Source organism: Elstera cyanobacteriorum, from assembly GCF_002251735.1.
GTDB lineage: Bacteria > Pseudomonadota > Alphaproteobacteria > Elsterales > Elsteraceae > Elstera > Elstera cyanobacteriorum.
The window spans coordinates 24,747-38,220 of the sequence record NZ_NOXS01000029.1 but is presented as its reverse complement, the minus strand read 5'-3'; the positions used below and the strand labels follow the sequence as shown (position 1 = coordinate 38,220).

The window sequence follows — 13,474 nt, the reverse complement described above, 5'->3', positions numbered from 1 at the left end:
CAGTCAAATGCAGTATGATCTTGCCGTCATCGGGGCCGGTGTCGTCGGCCTCGCCCATGCCGCCTTGGCCGTACAGGCCGGACTAAAGGTTATCGTTCTCGACCGTGACGCCCGCGCCAATGGCGCTTCCGTGCGCAACTTCGGCTTTGTTACCGTTACCGGCCAGGGCCAGGGCGATACGTGGCGCCGCGCCCGCTTTAGCCGCGATGTTTGGGCGGAGATCGCCCCGAAAGCCGGGATCGACGTGCTGCACCGGGGCCTGCTCATGCTCGCCCATTCGCCGCTCGCCCGGCAGGTGATCGAGGAATTCTCCGCCGATGCGATGGGCGACGCCTGCACGGTGTGGGAGCCGGATCAAATCCGCGCCGCCCTGCCCTACGCCATCGGCAGCGGGCTTGCCGGGGCGTTACACTCCCCGCACGAGTTGCGCGTCGAATCACGCACGGCCATCCCAAAGCTCGCCGACTGGCTGGCGGCCCAAGGCGTCACCTTCCAGCGCGGCGCACCCGTCGTCGGGATCGAGCCGGGACGGGTCCGCACGTCCAGCGACACAATCACCGCCAGCCATATCGCCGTTTGCCCTGGGCATGATTTCCGCACCTTGTTCCCCGACGTCATCGCCCGCCACGCGCCGCAGGAGTGCAAGCTGCATATGCTGCGCCTGTCCGATCCCGGCTGGCGGCTGCCCCATGCGGTAATGAGCGACCTCGGCCTGCTGCGCTATCGCGGTTACCACGTCTGCCCGTCGCAACCGGCGCTGGCGGCGCAATTGGCCGCCGAGCACCCGGCGCTGATTGTCGATGGAATCCATCTGATCGTCGTGCAAAGCGCCGATGGCTCGCTGGTCGTCGGCGATTCGCACCATTACGGCGCAACGGTCGATGATTTCGCGCCGGAGAGCGTGGATCGCAATATCCTCGATTTGGCCCGCGCAACGCTCAATCTCAGTAAATCTGAGGTGATCGAACGCTGGATCGGCGTGTACGGCAGCGCCGAGCGGGACGCTTTCATCGAAACCCCCGATCCGCGCATTGCGATCACCTGCGTTACCAGCGGCACCGGCGCTAGCACTGCCTTCGGGCTGGCACAGGATACGCTGCAAGCCTTGGGACTGCTGCCATGACCGATATCTTTGCCCGTCTAATCGACATTTACGAAGGGCGCGCCACCCGCCGCTACGGGCTGACGGACGTGCATCAGCTCGCCCATGCCCTGCAATCGGCCGATCTTGCCGCCGAAGCGGGGGAAAGCCCGGCGATGATTATCGCCGCCCTGCTGCACGATATCGGCCATATGGTCCATGACCTGGGGGAAGACCCGGCCAGCGCTGGGATAGACGATAAACACGAAGACTTAGGCGCCGATTGGCTCGCCCGCCATTTCCCGCCCGAAGTATCGGAACCCGTGCGCCTGCATGTCGCAGCCAAACGCTACCTCTGTACGGCGGAACCCGGCTACGCAGCCCTACTGTCCGACGATTCGGTCCGCTCGCTCGCCCTGCAAGGCGGCCCGATGAGCGCTGGCGAGGCCGAAGCCTTCATCGCCCAGCCTTTCGCCCCGGCCGCCGTCCGCCTGCGCCGCTATGACGATGCCGCAAAAGACCCGGCACGGGTGACGCCGAGTTTCGGGGAGTTTATCGCAAGATACGGCGAAGCGGCTCAGGGGCGTTGCCCCTGAAACCCCACTCAAGGGGCGCCCGCCCCTTGAGAATCCAGGCAATTGGATTGCCAAGGGACGCGTCCCTTGGCTGGGGGTGTCGGGGGCAAAGCCCCCGACGATAAACCCTCTACCCCAGGGTCGGCATGGTGAACTGTGCCCCGGCCCGAATGCCCGTGGGCCAGCGCGCCGTGAGGGTCTTGAGGCGCGTGTAGAAGCGCACGCCTTCCGGCCCGTGCATATGGTGATCGCCGAACAGCGAACGCTTCCAGCCGCCGAAGCTGTGGAAGGCCATCGGCACGGGGATCGGCACGTTGATGCCGACCATGCCGACTTGGATGCGGTTGCCGAACTCGCGCGCCGCATCGCCGTCGCGGGTGAAGATGGCGGTGCCATTGCCGAACTCGTGACGGTTCACCAGATCGACGGCGTCGCTGAAACTGTCCGACCGCACGACGGCGAGGACCGGGCCGAAGATTTCTTCCTTATAGATGCGCATGTCCGGCGTCACATGGTCGAACAGGCTGCCACCCAGAAAGAAGCCATCCTCATAGCCTTGTAGCTTCAGCCCGCGCCCATCGACCAGTAGCTTCGCGCCTTCGGCCACGCCAAGATCGATGTAGGACTGCACTTTTTGAAAGTGTTCCTTCGTGACGAGCGGTCCCATTTCCGCCGTGGGATCGGTGCCCGGCCCGACTTTCAGGGCGCGCACGCGCGGCTCCAGCTTTTTCATCAGCGCATCGCCAACGCCGCCGACAGCGACCGCCACCGAAATCGCCATGCAGCGTTCGCCCGCCGAGCCATAGGCCGCGCCCATCAGCGCATCGACGGCCTGATCGAGATCGGCGTCGGGCATCACCACCATATGGTTCTTCGCGCCCCCCAAGGCCTGAACGCGCTTGCCGTGCGCCGAGCCGACCCGATAGATGGTCTCGGCAATCGGGGTGGAGCCGACGAAGGAGATCGCCTGAATGTCCGGGTGTTCCAGCAGCCGTTCGACCGCCGTGCGCCCGCCCTGCACCACCTGGAACACCCCATCCGGCAGCCCGGCTTCTTTCAGCAATGCCGCCAGTTTCAGCGCGGCGGAGGGGTCCTTTTCCGACGGCTTCAGGATGAAGCAGTTACCGGTCGCCAGCGCCACCGGGGCCATCCACAGCGGCACCATGACCGGGAAGTTGAACGGCGTGATGCCTGCAACCACGCCGAGCGGCTGGCGGTTCGACCAACTGTCGATCCCCGGCCCGACCTGCTCGGTAAACTCGCCTTTCAGCAGATGCGGAATACCACAGGCGAATTCCACCACCTCAAGCCCGCGCGTGATTTCGCCATCAGCGTCCGACAGAACCTTACCGTGTTCGGCGGTAATAATCGCCGCGAGTTCGGCCTTGTCGCGCTCCAGCAGTTCCTTGAACTTGAACATCACCCGCGCGCGGCGCAGCGGCGACAGGTTCCCCCAGGTCGCAAACGCCTCTTTGGCATTAGCAACAGCGGCATCGACTTCCGACACATTGGCAAGGGCGACCTTGCCGCTCTGCTCGCCGGTTGCCGGATTATAGACCGGGCCAAAGTCGCCGCTGGCCCCTGCCTGCAGCCTGCCGTTAATCCAATGCGAAATCTCTTGAACCACTGACTGTCTCCCCATTCTTGCGGTCAGGCGGGCAACCCAATCCAGGTGCCTGTCTGCGCCGATGTCACCATAGCGTGAATAACGCGCTCGATCGCAAGCCCCGCTGCAAAATCGACGGCCAGCGGGTCCGCCTGCCCGTCGATAGCGCGCAGCAACCCGTTAAGCTCGATCACCTTCAAATCGTTGAAGCCCAAGCCGTGGCCGGGGGCCGGGCAGAAGGCGCCATAGGGCGCATGCACCGGGCCGCTAAGGATGGTTCGGAATCCCCGCGTCGAAGCGTCGCCGGACGCGCTGAAGAACTGAAGCTCGTTCATCCGCTCCTGATCGTAAATCAGCGTGCCTTTGGTGCCGTGGATTTCGAAGCCCAAGCGGTTCTTGCGGCCCCAGGCGGCGCGGCTGGTCGCCAGCACGCCCGAGGCGCCGGAGGCAAAGCGCACGAGGGCCTGCGCCGCATCCTCATTCTCCACCGCGCCGCTCTCGCCCGGCCTATCGGGCAGCGGGCGGGTTTTGTGGATGGTTTCGATCTGCGCTGTCAGACTGTCGATCCCGCCCATCAGCGTATGCGCGAGACTGACGAGATGGACCATAATGTCCCCCAGCGCCCCCAACCCAGCATCGGCCAAGCGGCAGCGCCACGACCAGGGAATATCGCCATCGGCCATATAATCTTCGTCCACCGCGCCGCGAAAATGGGTAATGCGCCCGAGTTCCCCGGCTTCGATCAGCCGTTTGGCTTCGGCGATCAGCGGATTGCGAATGTAGTTGTAGCCAAGCTGCGTGCGCCCCGTCGCCGTCTGGGCTGCCGCCGCCATGCTTTCGGCATCCGCAAGCGTCAGCCCCATCGGCTTTTCGCACCAAACGTGCTTGCCCGCCGCCAGCGCCGCTTCGGCCATCTCGCGGTGCAGGGCGTTCGGCGTGGTGATGGAGACAAGCGCAATCGCCGGATCGGCGATGATCGCCCGCCAGTCGGTGACCGCCTCGGCAAAGCCAAACTCCGCCGCCCGCTGCGCGCCAATCGAAGGGTCTGCATCCGCAAGTTTCAGCAGTTTCGGGCGTAGCGGCCCGCCGAAGATCGGCACCATCGCCCCATAGGCCAGGGCGTGGCATTTGCCCATAAAGCCGGTGCCGATCAGCCCGACGCCAATCTCCCGCATCAGACCATGCCCCCAAGCTCGGCGGACAGATCCTGCAACTCCTTACCGCCCGCCATCAGGTTTTGCAGCGCGTCGATCTCGATCTCGCTTTTCGCAAACGTCCCGAGGGTTTTACCGCGATTGAGGATGGTGAAACGGTCGCCCACCGCATAGGCATGGCGGACGTTATGGGTAATGAAGATCACCCCCAGCCCCTTCTGCCGCACTTGATGGATATATTTCAGCACCATCGAGGTTTGGGCGACCCCGAGTGCAGAGGTCGGTTCATCCAAAATCAGCACTTTCGCCCCGAAATGCACTGCGCGGGCGATAGCGAGGCATTGGCGCTCCCCGCCCGAGAGCGTGCCCACCGCCTGCTGCGGATCGCGAATGTCGATACCGATGCGGCGCATCTCGTCCCGCGCCACCCGGTCCGCATACTCGAAGTCGATCTGCTTGAACGGCCCGAAGCCTTTCACCGGCTCGCGCCCCATGAAAAAGTTCCGTGTGATTGACATGAGCGGGATCATGGCAAGATCTTGGTAGACTGTGGCGATCCCGGCATCCAGCGCATCGCGCGGCGAGCCGAACACGACCGGCGCGCCATCGACCAGAAACTCCCCGCCTGACGGCTTATGCACACCGGAAAGGGTTTTAATCAGCGTCGATTTGCCCGCGCCATTATCGCCCAAGAGGCATAGAACCTCGCCCGCATGGACCGACATAGAAATCCCCGAGAGGGCGATGACGGAGGCGAAATATTTGGCGAGGTTACGGACTTCGATAATCGGGGTTTGATTTGCCATGCTCAGCGCTCCCCCGTCACTTTGCGGCGGATGTAGTTATTGAAGACCACGGCGATCAGCAGCATCACGCCCAGGAAAACGCGGAACCAATCGCTGTTCCACCCGGCGAAGAAAATGCCCTGCTGCACCACCCCGAAGATCAAGGCCCCGAAGCAGGCGCCGATGACCGAGCCATAGCCGCCGGTCAGCAAGCTACCGCCGATGACCGCCGCAATGATCGCTTCGAATTCCTTCAGCAAGCCGCGGTCCGCCGCCGCCGAACCGAATTCCATCACCTGACATGCGGCATAGACCGTGGCGCAGAAGGCGGTGACCATGAACAGACCAATTTTCACGCCATTCACCGGCACGCCAACATTGCGCGCCGCCTTGGCATCGCCGCCCGAGGCGAAAATCCAGTTGCCGACGCGGGTGCGGGTCAGCACCCAGCCACCGATCAAGGCCAAGACGACCCACCAAACGACGACCATCGGCAGGCCGGGCACCACCGGGGAGCCATCGGGATAAGCCCCGATGATCTTCCACTCGGCCAATTTTTGGAAGAAGCCCAGGCCGATGCGCCCGCCAAATACCGGGGCCAGCCAATCGCCCGCCGCTTTTTCCCGCAGCCCGCCAACGATGGTGCGGTTGCTGAACAGGATCGACAGCGCCAGCGTCAGCCCGCGCAAAATGAACAAAAAGGCCAGGGAGACGATAAAGGACGGTAAGCCCGTGCGGATAACGATATAGCCGTTGATAAACCCAACCAGCAGCGCGCCTGCAAAGGCGAAGATCAGGCACAGCCAGATCGGCACGCCGAAAAACACCGCCGGAATGGCGATCATCATGCCGGCAAAACCGATCATCGAACCGATGGACAGGTCGAACTCGCCCGCGATCATCAACAGGCTGGCGCCGATGGCCAGAATGCCAAGCTGCGCCGAGACGGTTAGCCAGTTCATCACCCCATCGGCGGCAAACATGCCCGACGATCCGGCGGCGAAGGCGAAAAAGACGAAGACCAGGGCAAGGCCAGAAACGGCCCCCAGTTCTGGACGGTTCAGCAACCGCGACACGCGCCCGACGCGGCGCAAGCGCTCGTCATCCTTGGGGGCGGCGGGGCTAGGGGTGATCGATCGATCCGACATGTCGCCAACGCTCATTCGGGAAACTCCTTAAACTGATCCTCCCCCGGCGGGCGCGTTGGAGCGACGCGCGAAAAAGCGGGCGCGACCGAAGCCGCGCCCAAGGCACTTGGGGAGTAGAGAGATACGCTCGATAAAAAGGCTTAGCGGTATTCACCCGCCAGTTTACGCACCAAAGCCACATTCTGCTTGGTGACGAACCCTGGGCCGGAGTTGATGTTATTGCCCGGGAACACGCCGTAGCGTGCGTTCAGGGTCAGCGCCATCACCGGCAGATAGCCTTGCAGATAGGGTTGCTGGTCGATGGCGAAATTGATCGTGCCATCGGTGATCGCCTTAGCGATTTCCGGCGACAGATCGAAGGTGCCGAAGAACAGCTTGCCTGCCTGCTGTGATTTTTCCAGCGCGCGGATGGTCGGATGGGCCGAATTCGGGCCGAGGGTCAGAATGCCGCCGGTATTCGGATTGGCCTTCAGATAGGCCGCGACCTTATTTTCGACTTCCGACGGGTCCATCCCCGAGTCGATCATCTGATTGCCCAGCGGCGTGCCGAGCGCATCGGCAAAGCCCTTGCAGCGTTCGACCGACGCCGGGTTGGTGATGTAATGATTGACGCAGAGGAAGCTCTTCACCCCGGCGTCCTTGGCTTTCTTGCCCGCACCGAAGCCCGCGTCATATTCCGGCTGGCCCACGTGCATCAGGGCGCCCAGGCGCGCCGACTGTTCCTGCGTGCCCGAATTAATGGTAACGACAGGAATGCCCTTCTTCACTGCATTGGTAATCGGCGCTTGCAGCACATCGAAATCCGCGATGGTGACGATGATGCCATTCGGGTTGGACGCCGCCGCCTGTTCGACAATGCGCGCCATATCCGCGAGATCGCCGGTCGGCGGGTTACGATATTCAACGGTGACCGACAGATGCTGACCGGCTTCCTTGATCGCCGTCTTGATGGTGTTCCACCAGCTATCGGAATCCGGCGCGTGGCTGATCAGCACAAAGCGCTCATTCGCCGCCTGGGCCGAAGCGCCGGTGACCAGCGCCGCAACCGCAAAAATCCCGTAGGCGAGCTTACGCGAGAGAGATTTCATCGTTTCCTCCTGAGATTGGCGATCCATTTTCAGAATGATCGGATCGTCCGAATTTGTTATGAAATATTTATTCTGTTTATGCCGAGCTTAGAACGCCTGTCAAGCGCGTTTCAGAAGAAAGGGCGATGAGCATGGAAAATTCGGTCGAAACGGCCCCGCCGACCAGCTTCGATAGTCTGCGCGACGCAATCCTGGCGCGGCGGGACAGTTTCCCGAAGCGTCTAGCCCAGGTGGCGCGCTTCGCCCTTGAAAGCCCCGACGATATCGCGCTGAATACGGTGGCGGAGATTGCGGCGAAGGCGGACGTGCAGCCCTCTACCCTCATCCGCTTCGCCCAATCGCTGGGCTACTCCGGTTTTTCCGATCTGCAACAGATATTCCGCTCGCGCCTGCGCGACCGTTGGCCGGATTATGCCGAGCGGGTGCAATCCCTGCGCGCCGCCGATGCCGCTCAAGGCGGGCCGCTGCATCTCCTGGATGGGTTTGCGCAAACGGCGATGGACTCGCTGCTGCGCCTGCGCGACCGCGCCGACGAAGCCAGCCTGACCGCCGCCGTCGATTTGCTGGCGGGGGCGAAAACCGTCTATATCCTCGGCCAACGCCGGGCGTTTCCGGTGGCGAGCTACCTGGCCTATGCCTTCGGTAAACTCGGCATCCGTTTCATTTTGCTGGATAATCTCGGCGCGCTGCTGCCCGAACAGGCGGGGTTCATCACCGAAGACGATGCGCTGATCGCCATCAGCTTTACCCCCTATACCCCCAGCACCATCGAAACCGCCACCCGCATCGGGCAACGCGGCGTGCCGATCCTCGCCATTACCGACAGCGCCTTCAGCCCCCTCGCCCCGCTCGCCAAAGTCTGGCTGGAGGTCGCGGAAACCGACTTCGGCGCCTTCCGCTCGCTAGCAGCGACGCTGTGTCTCGCCATGGCGCTGGCCGTGGGTACGGCGGAGAAGCGGGCGGAGGGGTGAGGGTTTCGCGGGCGCTGCCCGCCCCCGTTGGGGCCGAGCGGCCCCAAACCCCACTTTCATTCAAAGGAAAGGCAGGTCCAGGGCCCGCCTCGGGTCCTGGTGGGGTGCGGGGCAAAGCCCCGCTTCCGCCCCTATAACGACACGCGCACCGGCTTGCTCGTCTGCGCCGACTCAGTCGCCGCATCGGCCAGAATCAAGGATTTCAGCCCGTCCGACCCGTCCGGCGTGATTGGTTTGCCGTCCACCAGCGCATCGATGAAGGCATCGAGTTCGGCGCGATAAGCGGCGGCGTAGCGTTCGAGGAAGAAGGGCAGCGCCGGATCGGTCGTGAAGCCGCTGGCCGTTGCCGACTCGACCGTGGTCTGCGTCATATTCCCGGCGCGCAATAGGCCCTTGCTGCCGTGAACTTCAATGCGCTGGTCATAGCCATAAGTGGCGCGGCGGGAGTTGGAGATTTGGCAGAGCTTGCCGCTCGCGGTTTTCAGCGTCACGGCGGCGGTATCAACGTCCCCGGCCGCGCCAATCGCCGGATCGACGAGGGCCGAGGCGGCGGCGAACACCTCCACCGGCTCCTCGCCCAACAGGAAGCGCGCCATATCGAGATCGTGGATCATCATATCGCGGAAGAGACCGCCGGAGCGGGCGATGTAAGAAACCGGCGGCGGCGCGGGATCGCGGCTGAGGATGGTCAGCAGTTCGACCGACCCGATTTCGCCCGACAGAATGCGGGTTTTCAGCGCGTTGAAGCTGGGATCGAAGCGGCGGTTAAAGCCCACCATCAGCTTGGTCCCGGCGGCCTTGACCACCTCGAGGCAGGCGCGCACCCGCGCTTCCGACAGATCGACCGGCTTTTCGCAGAAAACCGCCTTCCCTGCTTTGGCGGCGCGTTCGATGAAATCGGCGTGCGTGTCGGTCGGCGTGCAGATCACCACGGCATCGGCGTCGAACGCCGCATCAAGGCCAATCACCTGCGCCCCGCAGGCGGCGGCGAGCTTTTGCGCCGCCCCGGCATCGACATCGTAAACCCCGGTCAGGCGCACGCGGCCATTGGCGGCAACATTGCGGGCGTGAATCTGGCCAATACGCCCGGCCCCGAGAACGGCGAAGGAGAGTGTGGTCACGGCTTCCTCATTCGTTTTTGGAAGTTAAATTCTGATTTGACATGATAATAGAATGAGTGTTTCATTCTGGCAAGCGACGGCGGGGGCCAAGGCGCGTTTTTAACGTGCGGCACGCCCCCTAACCCCTGGACCCAAAGTTCCCATGACTGAACCACAGATTTTGGACGTTATCACCCTCGGCCGCGCCTCGGTGGACCTTTATGGTCAGCAGATCGGCTGCCGCCTGGAAGATACCGCCAGTTTTGCCAAAGCCGTTGGCGGCTGCCCCGCCAATATCGCCATCGGCACCGCCCGTCTCGGGCTACGCTCCGCCTTGATCACCCGCGTTGGGGCAGAAGCGATGGGCGGCTTTATCCGCGAACAATTGGCGCGCGAGGGCGTTTCGACCCAGGGGATCGTGACCGACCCAAAGCGATTGACCGCACTCGTCCTGCTGGGGGTGCGCGACGATCACCAGTTCCCGCTGATTTTCTACCGTGACAATTGCGCCGATATGGCGCTGTGCGCCGACGATATCGACCCGGCCTTCATCGCCTCGGCGGGCGCGCTGGTCGTGACCGGCACCCATCTTTCGACCGATACCGTGCGCGGCGCGACCTTGAAGGCGATTGCCGCCGCCAAAGCCGCCGGACGCAAAGTAATCTTCGATATTGATTACCGCCCGAACCTTTGGGGTCTTGCCGGGCATGACGCGGGCGAATCGCGCTATATCGCCAGCCAGCGGGTGACGACGGTGCTGCAACCGATCCTGCCCGACTGCGATTTGATCGTCGGGACGGAAGAAGAGTTCCGCATCGCGGGCGGAACGGAGGAGGTTCTGACCGCCCTCGCCGCCGTCAGGGCGCGCTCTGGCGCCACCCTGGTGCTGAAGCGCGGGCCGATGGGCTGTTCGGTCTATCCGGGGGCGATTCCCGCCGATCTGGACCAAGGCGTGCGCGGCGCGGGCTTTCCCATCGAGGTCTATAACGTCCTCGGCGCCGGGGATGCCTTTATGTCGGGCTTCCTGCGCGGCTGGCTCAAGGGCGAGGCGCTGGAGACCTGCTGCACCTGGGCCAATGCCTGCGGGGCCTTCGCCGTCTCCCGCCTGCTCTGCTCCCCAGAAATTCCAACCTGGGCGGAGTTGCAGTTCTTCTTAACTCACGGCAGCCCGCAAAAGGCGCTGCGCAAGGATGCCGCGCTGAACCATATCCATTGGGCCACCACCCGCCGCCCGCAGCCCGAGGGGCTGATGGCGCTCGCCATTGACCATCGCGCGCAGTTCGAAGAATTGGCCGACCGGCTGGGCGCCCCGCGCGAAAAGATCGAACCCTTCAAACGCCTCGCCGTTGCCGCCGCCGCGCAAGTCGCTGCCGGGCGCGAGGGGTTCGGGATGCTGCTCGACGGCACCTATGGCCGCACCGCCCTGTTCGATGCCGCCGCTCAGAATTTCTGGATCGGGCGCCCGGTGGAAAAACCCGGCTCCCGCCCGCTCACCTTCGAGATCGGCGGCGATCTTGGCTCGCACCTTATCGAATGGCCGGTCGATCAGGTGGTGAAATGCCTGTGCTTCTATCACCCGGACGATCCCGACGATCTAAAAACTCAGCAGGAAGAACGGCTGCTCGCGCTGCGCGACGCCTGCCGCCGGGTGGGGCGTGAAATGCTGGTGGAAATCATCGCGGGCAAGCATGGCGTGCTGCGCGACGATACCATCCCCCGCGTCATGGACCGGCTTTACGATCTCGATATTAAGCCCGACTGGTGGAAGCTGGAGCCGCAAGTCTCCCCCGCCGCCTGGGCGAAAATCGATACCACGATCCGCACCCGCGATCCCCTGTGCCGGGGCGTCGTGCTGCTCGGCCTTGAAGCGCCGGAAGAAGATTTGCTGGCCGCTTTCGAGGTTGCCGTGGGCAGCCCGCTGGTGCGAGGGTTTGCCGTTGGTCGCACGATCTTCGCGGCGGCGGCGGAGGCTTGGCTGTCGGGACAGATCGACGATGCCGCCGCGATTGCCGATATGGCGGGGCGCTTTGCGCGGCTCACCGAGGCTTGGGAAAAACTGCAAGCCCGCAAGAAAGCGGCGTAAAAGCCGTCGAAACAGGGGATAGGGAAGACATGTCTCACATCCGTCTCACAGCGGCGCAAGCGCTGGTGCGCTTCCTTGCGGCCCAATGGACTGAGATCGACGGCGCGCGGTTGCCGCTGTTCGCCGGGGTTTGGGCGATCTTCGGCCACGGTAATGTCGCCGGGCTGGGGGAAGCGCTCTATGGCCTTCAAGACCGCTTGCCGACCTTCCGCGCCCATAACGAGCAGGGCATGGCTCATGCCGCCATCGCCTATGCCAAGGCGCAGAACCGGCGGCGGATGATGGCCTGCACCACCTCCATCGGCCCCGGGGCGCTCAATATGGTCACCGCCGCCGCGCTGGCCCACGTCAACCGCCTGCCGGTATTGTTCCTACCGGGTGATGTCTTTGCTAGTCGCCGCCCGGACCCGGTGTTGCAGCAGGTGGAGGATTTTGGCGACGCCACCGTGTCGGCCAACGATTGCTTCCGGCCGGTCAGCCGGTTCTATGATCGGTTACAGCGCCCGGAACAGCTTCTCGCCGCCCTGCCGCGCGCTCTGCAAGTGCTGACCGATCCAGCCGACTGCGGCCCCGTCACCCTCGCCTTCTGTCAAGATGTTCAGGCAGAAGCTTTTGATTATCCAGAAAGTTTCTTTGCAGAACGGCTTTGGGTACCGCGCCGCGCCCGCGCCGACCGGGGCGAGCTTCGCGCCGCCACCGACCTGTTGAAGCAGGCGAAAACCCCGCTGATCATCGCGGGTGGCGGGGTCCATTATTCCGGTGCCACCGCCGACCTCAAAGCCTTTGCCGAAGCCCACCGCATCCCGGTGGCGGAAACCCAAGCGGGCAAAAGCGCCCTGCCCTATGATCATCCGCTGAACCTGGGCGCCATCGGTGTCACCGGCACCAGTGCCGCCAATGGCGCGGCGGAACGGGCCGATGTCATTCTAGCCGTCGGCACCCGCTTACAGGATTTCACCACCGGATCCTGGGCCTTGTTCAAGCAGCCGGGGCGCAAGATCGTTGGCCTCAACACCCAGGTTTTCGATGCGGGCAAGCATTTCGCGCAACCTTTGGTCGCCGATGCCCGCGAAGGGCTGGCAGAGTTGACCACCGCGCTCGCCGGATATGCTGCGCCCGAGGCCTGGACGCGCCCGCTCGCCGAAGCTAAAACCGCTTGGGCGGCGGAAGCCGAGGCCGTCACCCGCGATCCCAAAGCCAATAGCCTACCGACCGACGCACAAGTGATCGGCGCGGTTCAGCGCACGGGCACGCCGCAGGATATTGTCGTCTGCGCGGCGGGCGGGCTGCCGGGCGAGTTGCATAAGCTGTGGAACGCCGCCGAACCCGGCGGTTACCATCTGGAATATGGCTTCTCCTGCATGGGCTATGAAATCGCCGGCGGTCTTGGCGTTAAACTGGCGCGGCCCGACCGCGAGGTGATCGTCATGGTCGGCGACGGTTCGTACCTGATGATGAATTCAGAACTGGCAACCGCCGTCATGCTGGGGCTGAAGCTAACTCTAGTGGTGCTGGACAATCGCGGCTTCGGCTGCATCAACCGGCTGCAAAAGGGCACCGGCGGCGTGCCGTTCAACAATCTGCTGCAAGATACACGGCACGAAACACTGCCGGAGATCGATTTCCGCGCCCATGCCGAAAGCCTGGGGGCGAAGGCGGTCAAGGTCGCCTCCCTCGCCGAATTAGAAGACGCTTTGCGCGCCGCCCGGCAGGACCATCGCACCAACGTCATCGTTATCGATACCGACCCGCAGATTTCCACCCAGGCTGGGGGCCATTGGTGGGATGTGGCGGTGCCGGAAGTCTCGCCGCGCGCCGAAGTTCAGGCCGCGCACCGTACCTATGCCGAAAAACTCGGCACTCAAACCCTGGGAGCCTAAGCA

At 63.7% G+C, this 13,474-nt stretch carries 11 protein-coding genes; 5 read left to right on the top strand and 6 right to left on the bottom strand.

Going from position 1 to position 13,474, the window contains the following annotated elements:
* The first annotated feature begins 7 nt into the window (after positions 1-7).
* Together CHR90_RS05270 and CHR90_RS05265 are read left to right on the top strand one after the other, a co-directional pair.
* On the top strand, positions 8-1,123 hold the full coding sequence (locus CHR90_RS05270; RefSeq protein WP_094407944.1) for a TIGR03364 family FAD-dependent oxidoreductase: 1,116 nt from the start codon (positions 8-10) through the stop codon (positions 1,121-1,123).
* On the top strand, positions 1,120-1,677 hold the full coding sequence (locus CHR90_RS05265; protein ID WP_094407943.1) for an HD domain-containing protein: 558 nt from the start codon (positions 1,120-1,122) through the stop codon (positions 1,675-1,677). Before CHR90_RS05270 ends, CHR90_RS05265 begins: the two co-directional genes overlap by 4 nt.
* Positions 1,678-1,786: 109 nt before the next feature.
* Here the strand turns inward: CHR90_RS05265 and CHR90_RS05260 are convergent, their stop codons facing one another.
* The 5 genes from CHR90_RS05260 to CHR90_RS05240 all read right to left on the bottom strand — a co-directional run bounded on the left by CHR90_RS05260 (position 1,787) and on the right by CHR90_RS05240 (position 7,437).
* On the bottom strand, positions 1,787-3,283 hold the full coding sequence (locus tag CHR90_RS05260) for a CoA-acylating methylmalonate-semialdehyde dehydrogenase (RefSeq protein WP_094407942.1): 1,497 nt from the start codon (positions 3,281-3,283) through the stop codon (positions 1,787-1,789).
* Positions 3,284-3,306: 23 nt separating this feature from the next.
* Positions 3,307-4,437 (bottom strand): Gfo/Idh/MocA family protein, encoded by a 1,131-nt coding sequence (locus CHR90_RS05255; protein WP_094407941.1) that lies wholly within the window; start codon positions 4,435-4,437, stop codon positions 3,307-3,309.
* Positions 4,437-5,222 carry an ATP-binding cassette domain-containing protein gene (locus CHR90_RS05250; RefSeq protein ID WP_094407940.1) on the bottom strand — a complete coding sequence of 262 codons (786 nt, stop codon included), beginning with the start codon at positions 5,220-5,222 and terminating at the stop codon, positions 4,437-4,439. Before CHR90_RS05250 ends, CHR90_RS05255 begins: the two co-directional genes overlap by 1 nt.
* A gap of 2 nt (positions 5,223-5,224) precedes the next feature.
* Positions 5,225-6,364, bottom strand: coding sequence for an ABC transporter permease (locus tag CHR90_RS05245; RefSeq protein ID WP_094407939.1), 1,140 nt, complete (start codon positions 6,362-6,364; stop codon positions 5,225-5,227).
* 125 nt (positions 6,365-6,489) lie between these two features.
* Positions 6,490-7,437 carry a sugar ABC transporter substrate-binding protein gene (locus tag CHR90_RS05240; protein WP_094408071.1) on the bottom strand — a complete coding sequence of 316 codons (948 nt, stop codon included), beginning with the start codon at positions 7,435-7,437 and terminating at the stop codon, positions 6,490-6,492.
* Between the two features lie 125 nt (positions 7,438-7,562).
* Between CHR90_RS05240 and CHR90_RS05235 the strand changes: the two genes are divergently transcribed.
* On the top strand, positions 7,563-8,408 hold the full coding sequence (locus tag CHR90_RS05235) for a MurR/RpiR family transcriptional regulator (RefSeq protein ID WP_094407938.1): 846 nt from the start codon (positions 7,563-7,565) through the stop codon (positions 8,406-8,408).
* A gap of 131 nt (positions 8,409-8,539) precedes the next feature.
* On the opposite strand, the gene iolG is transcribed toward CHR90_RS05235, so the two are convergent.
* On the bottom strand, positions 8,540-9,529 hold the full coding sequence (iolG, locus tag CHR90_RS05230) for an inositol 2-dehydrogenase (protein ID WP_094407937.1): 990 nt from the start codon (positions 9,527-9,529) through the stop codon (positions 8,540-8,542).
* Positions 9,530-9,671: 142 nt separating this feature from the next.
* Here iolG and CHR90_RS05225 point away from each other — a divergent pair, with 142 nt between their 5' ends.
* Both CHR90_RS05225 and iolD read left to right on the top strand, forming a co-directional pair.
* Positions 9,672-11,591 (top strand): bifunctional 5-dehydro-2-deoxygluconokinase/5-dehydro-2-deoxyphosphogluconate aldolase, encoded by a 1,920-nt coding sequence (locus CHR90_RS05225; RefSeq protein WP_094407936.1) that lies wholly within the window; start codon positions 9,672-9,674, stop codon positions 11,589-11,591.
* Between the two features lie 29 nt (positions 11,592-11,620).
* Entirely contained in the window at positions 11,621-13,471 is a 1,851-nt protein-coding gene (iolD, locus tag CHR90_RS05220; RefSeq protein ID WP_094407935.1) for a 3D-(3,5/4)-trihydroxycyclohexane-1,2-dione acylhydrolase (decyclizing), read from the top strand.
* The last annotated feature ends 3 nt before the right edge of the window (positions 13,472-13,474 follow it).

Excerpts from the sequence above, each read along its gene's own strand:
- CHR90_RS05255 (WP_094407941.1), bottom strand. The coding sequence starts at position 4,437 with ATGCGGGAGATTGGCGTCGGGCTGATCGGCACCGGCTTTATGGGCAAA.
- CHR90_RS05270 (WP_094407944.1), top strand. The coding sequence starts at position 8 with ATGCAGTATGATCTTGCCGTCATCGGGGCCGGTGTCGTCGGCCTCGCC.
- CHR90_RS05250 (WP_094407940.1), bottom strand. The coding sequence starts at position 5,222 with ATGGCAAATCAAACCCCGATTATCGAAGTCCGTAACCTCGCCAAATAT.
- iolD (WP_094407935.1), top strand. The coding sequence starts at position 11,621 with ATGTCTCACATCCGTCTCACAGCGGCGCAAGCGCTGGTGCGCTTCCTT.
- CHR90_RS05235 (WP_094407938.1), top strand. The coding sequence starts at position 7,563 with ATGAGCATGGAAAATTCGGTCGAAACGGCCCCGCCGACCAGCTTCGAT.
- CHR90_RS05225 (WP_094407936.1), top strand. The coding sequence starts at position 9,672 with ATGACTGAACCACAGATTTTGGACGTTATCACCCTCGGCCGCGCCTCG.
- CHR90_RS05240 (WP_094408071.1), bottom strand. The coding sequence starts at position 7,437 with ATGAAATCTCTCTCGCGTAAGCTCGCCTACGGGATTTTTGCGGTTGCG.
- CHR90_RS05265 (WP_094407943.1), top strand. The coding sequence starts at position 1,120 with ATGACCGATATCTTTGCCCGTCTAATCGACATTTACGAAGGGCGCGCC.
- CHR90_RS05245 (WP_094407939.1), bottom strand. The coding sequence starts at position 6,364 with ATGAGCGTTGGCGACATGTCGGATCGATCGATCACCCCTAGCCCCGCC.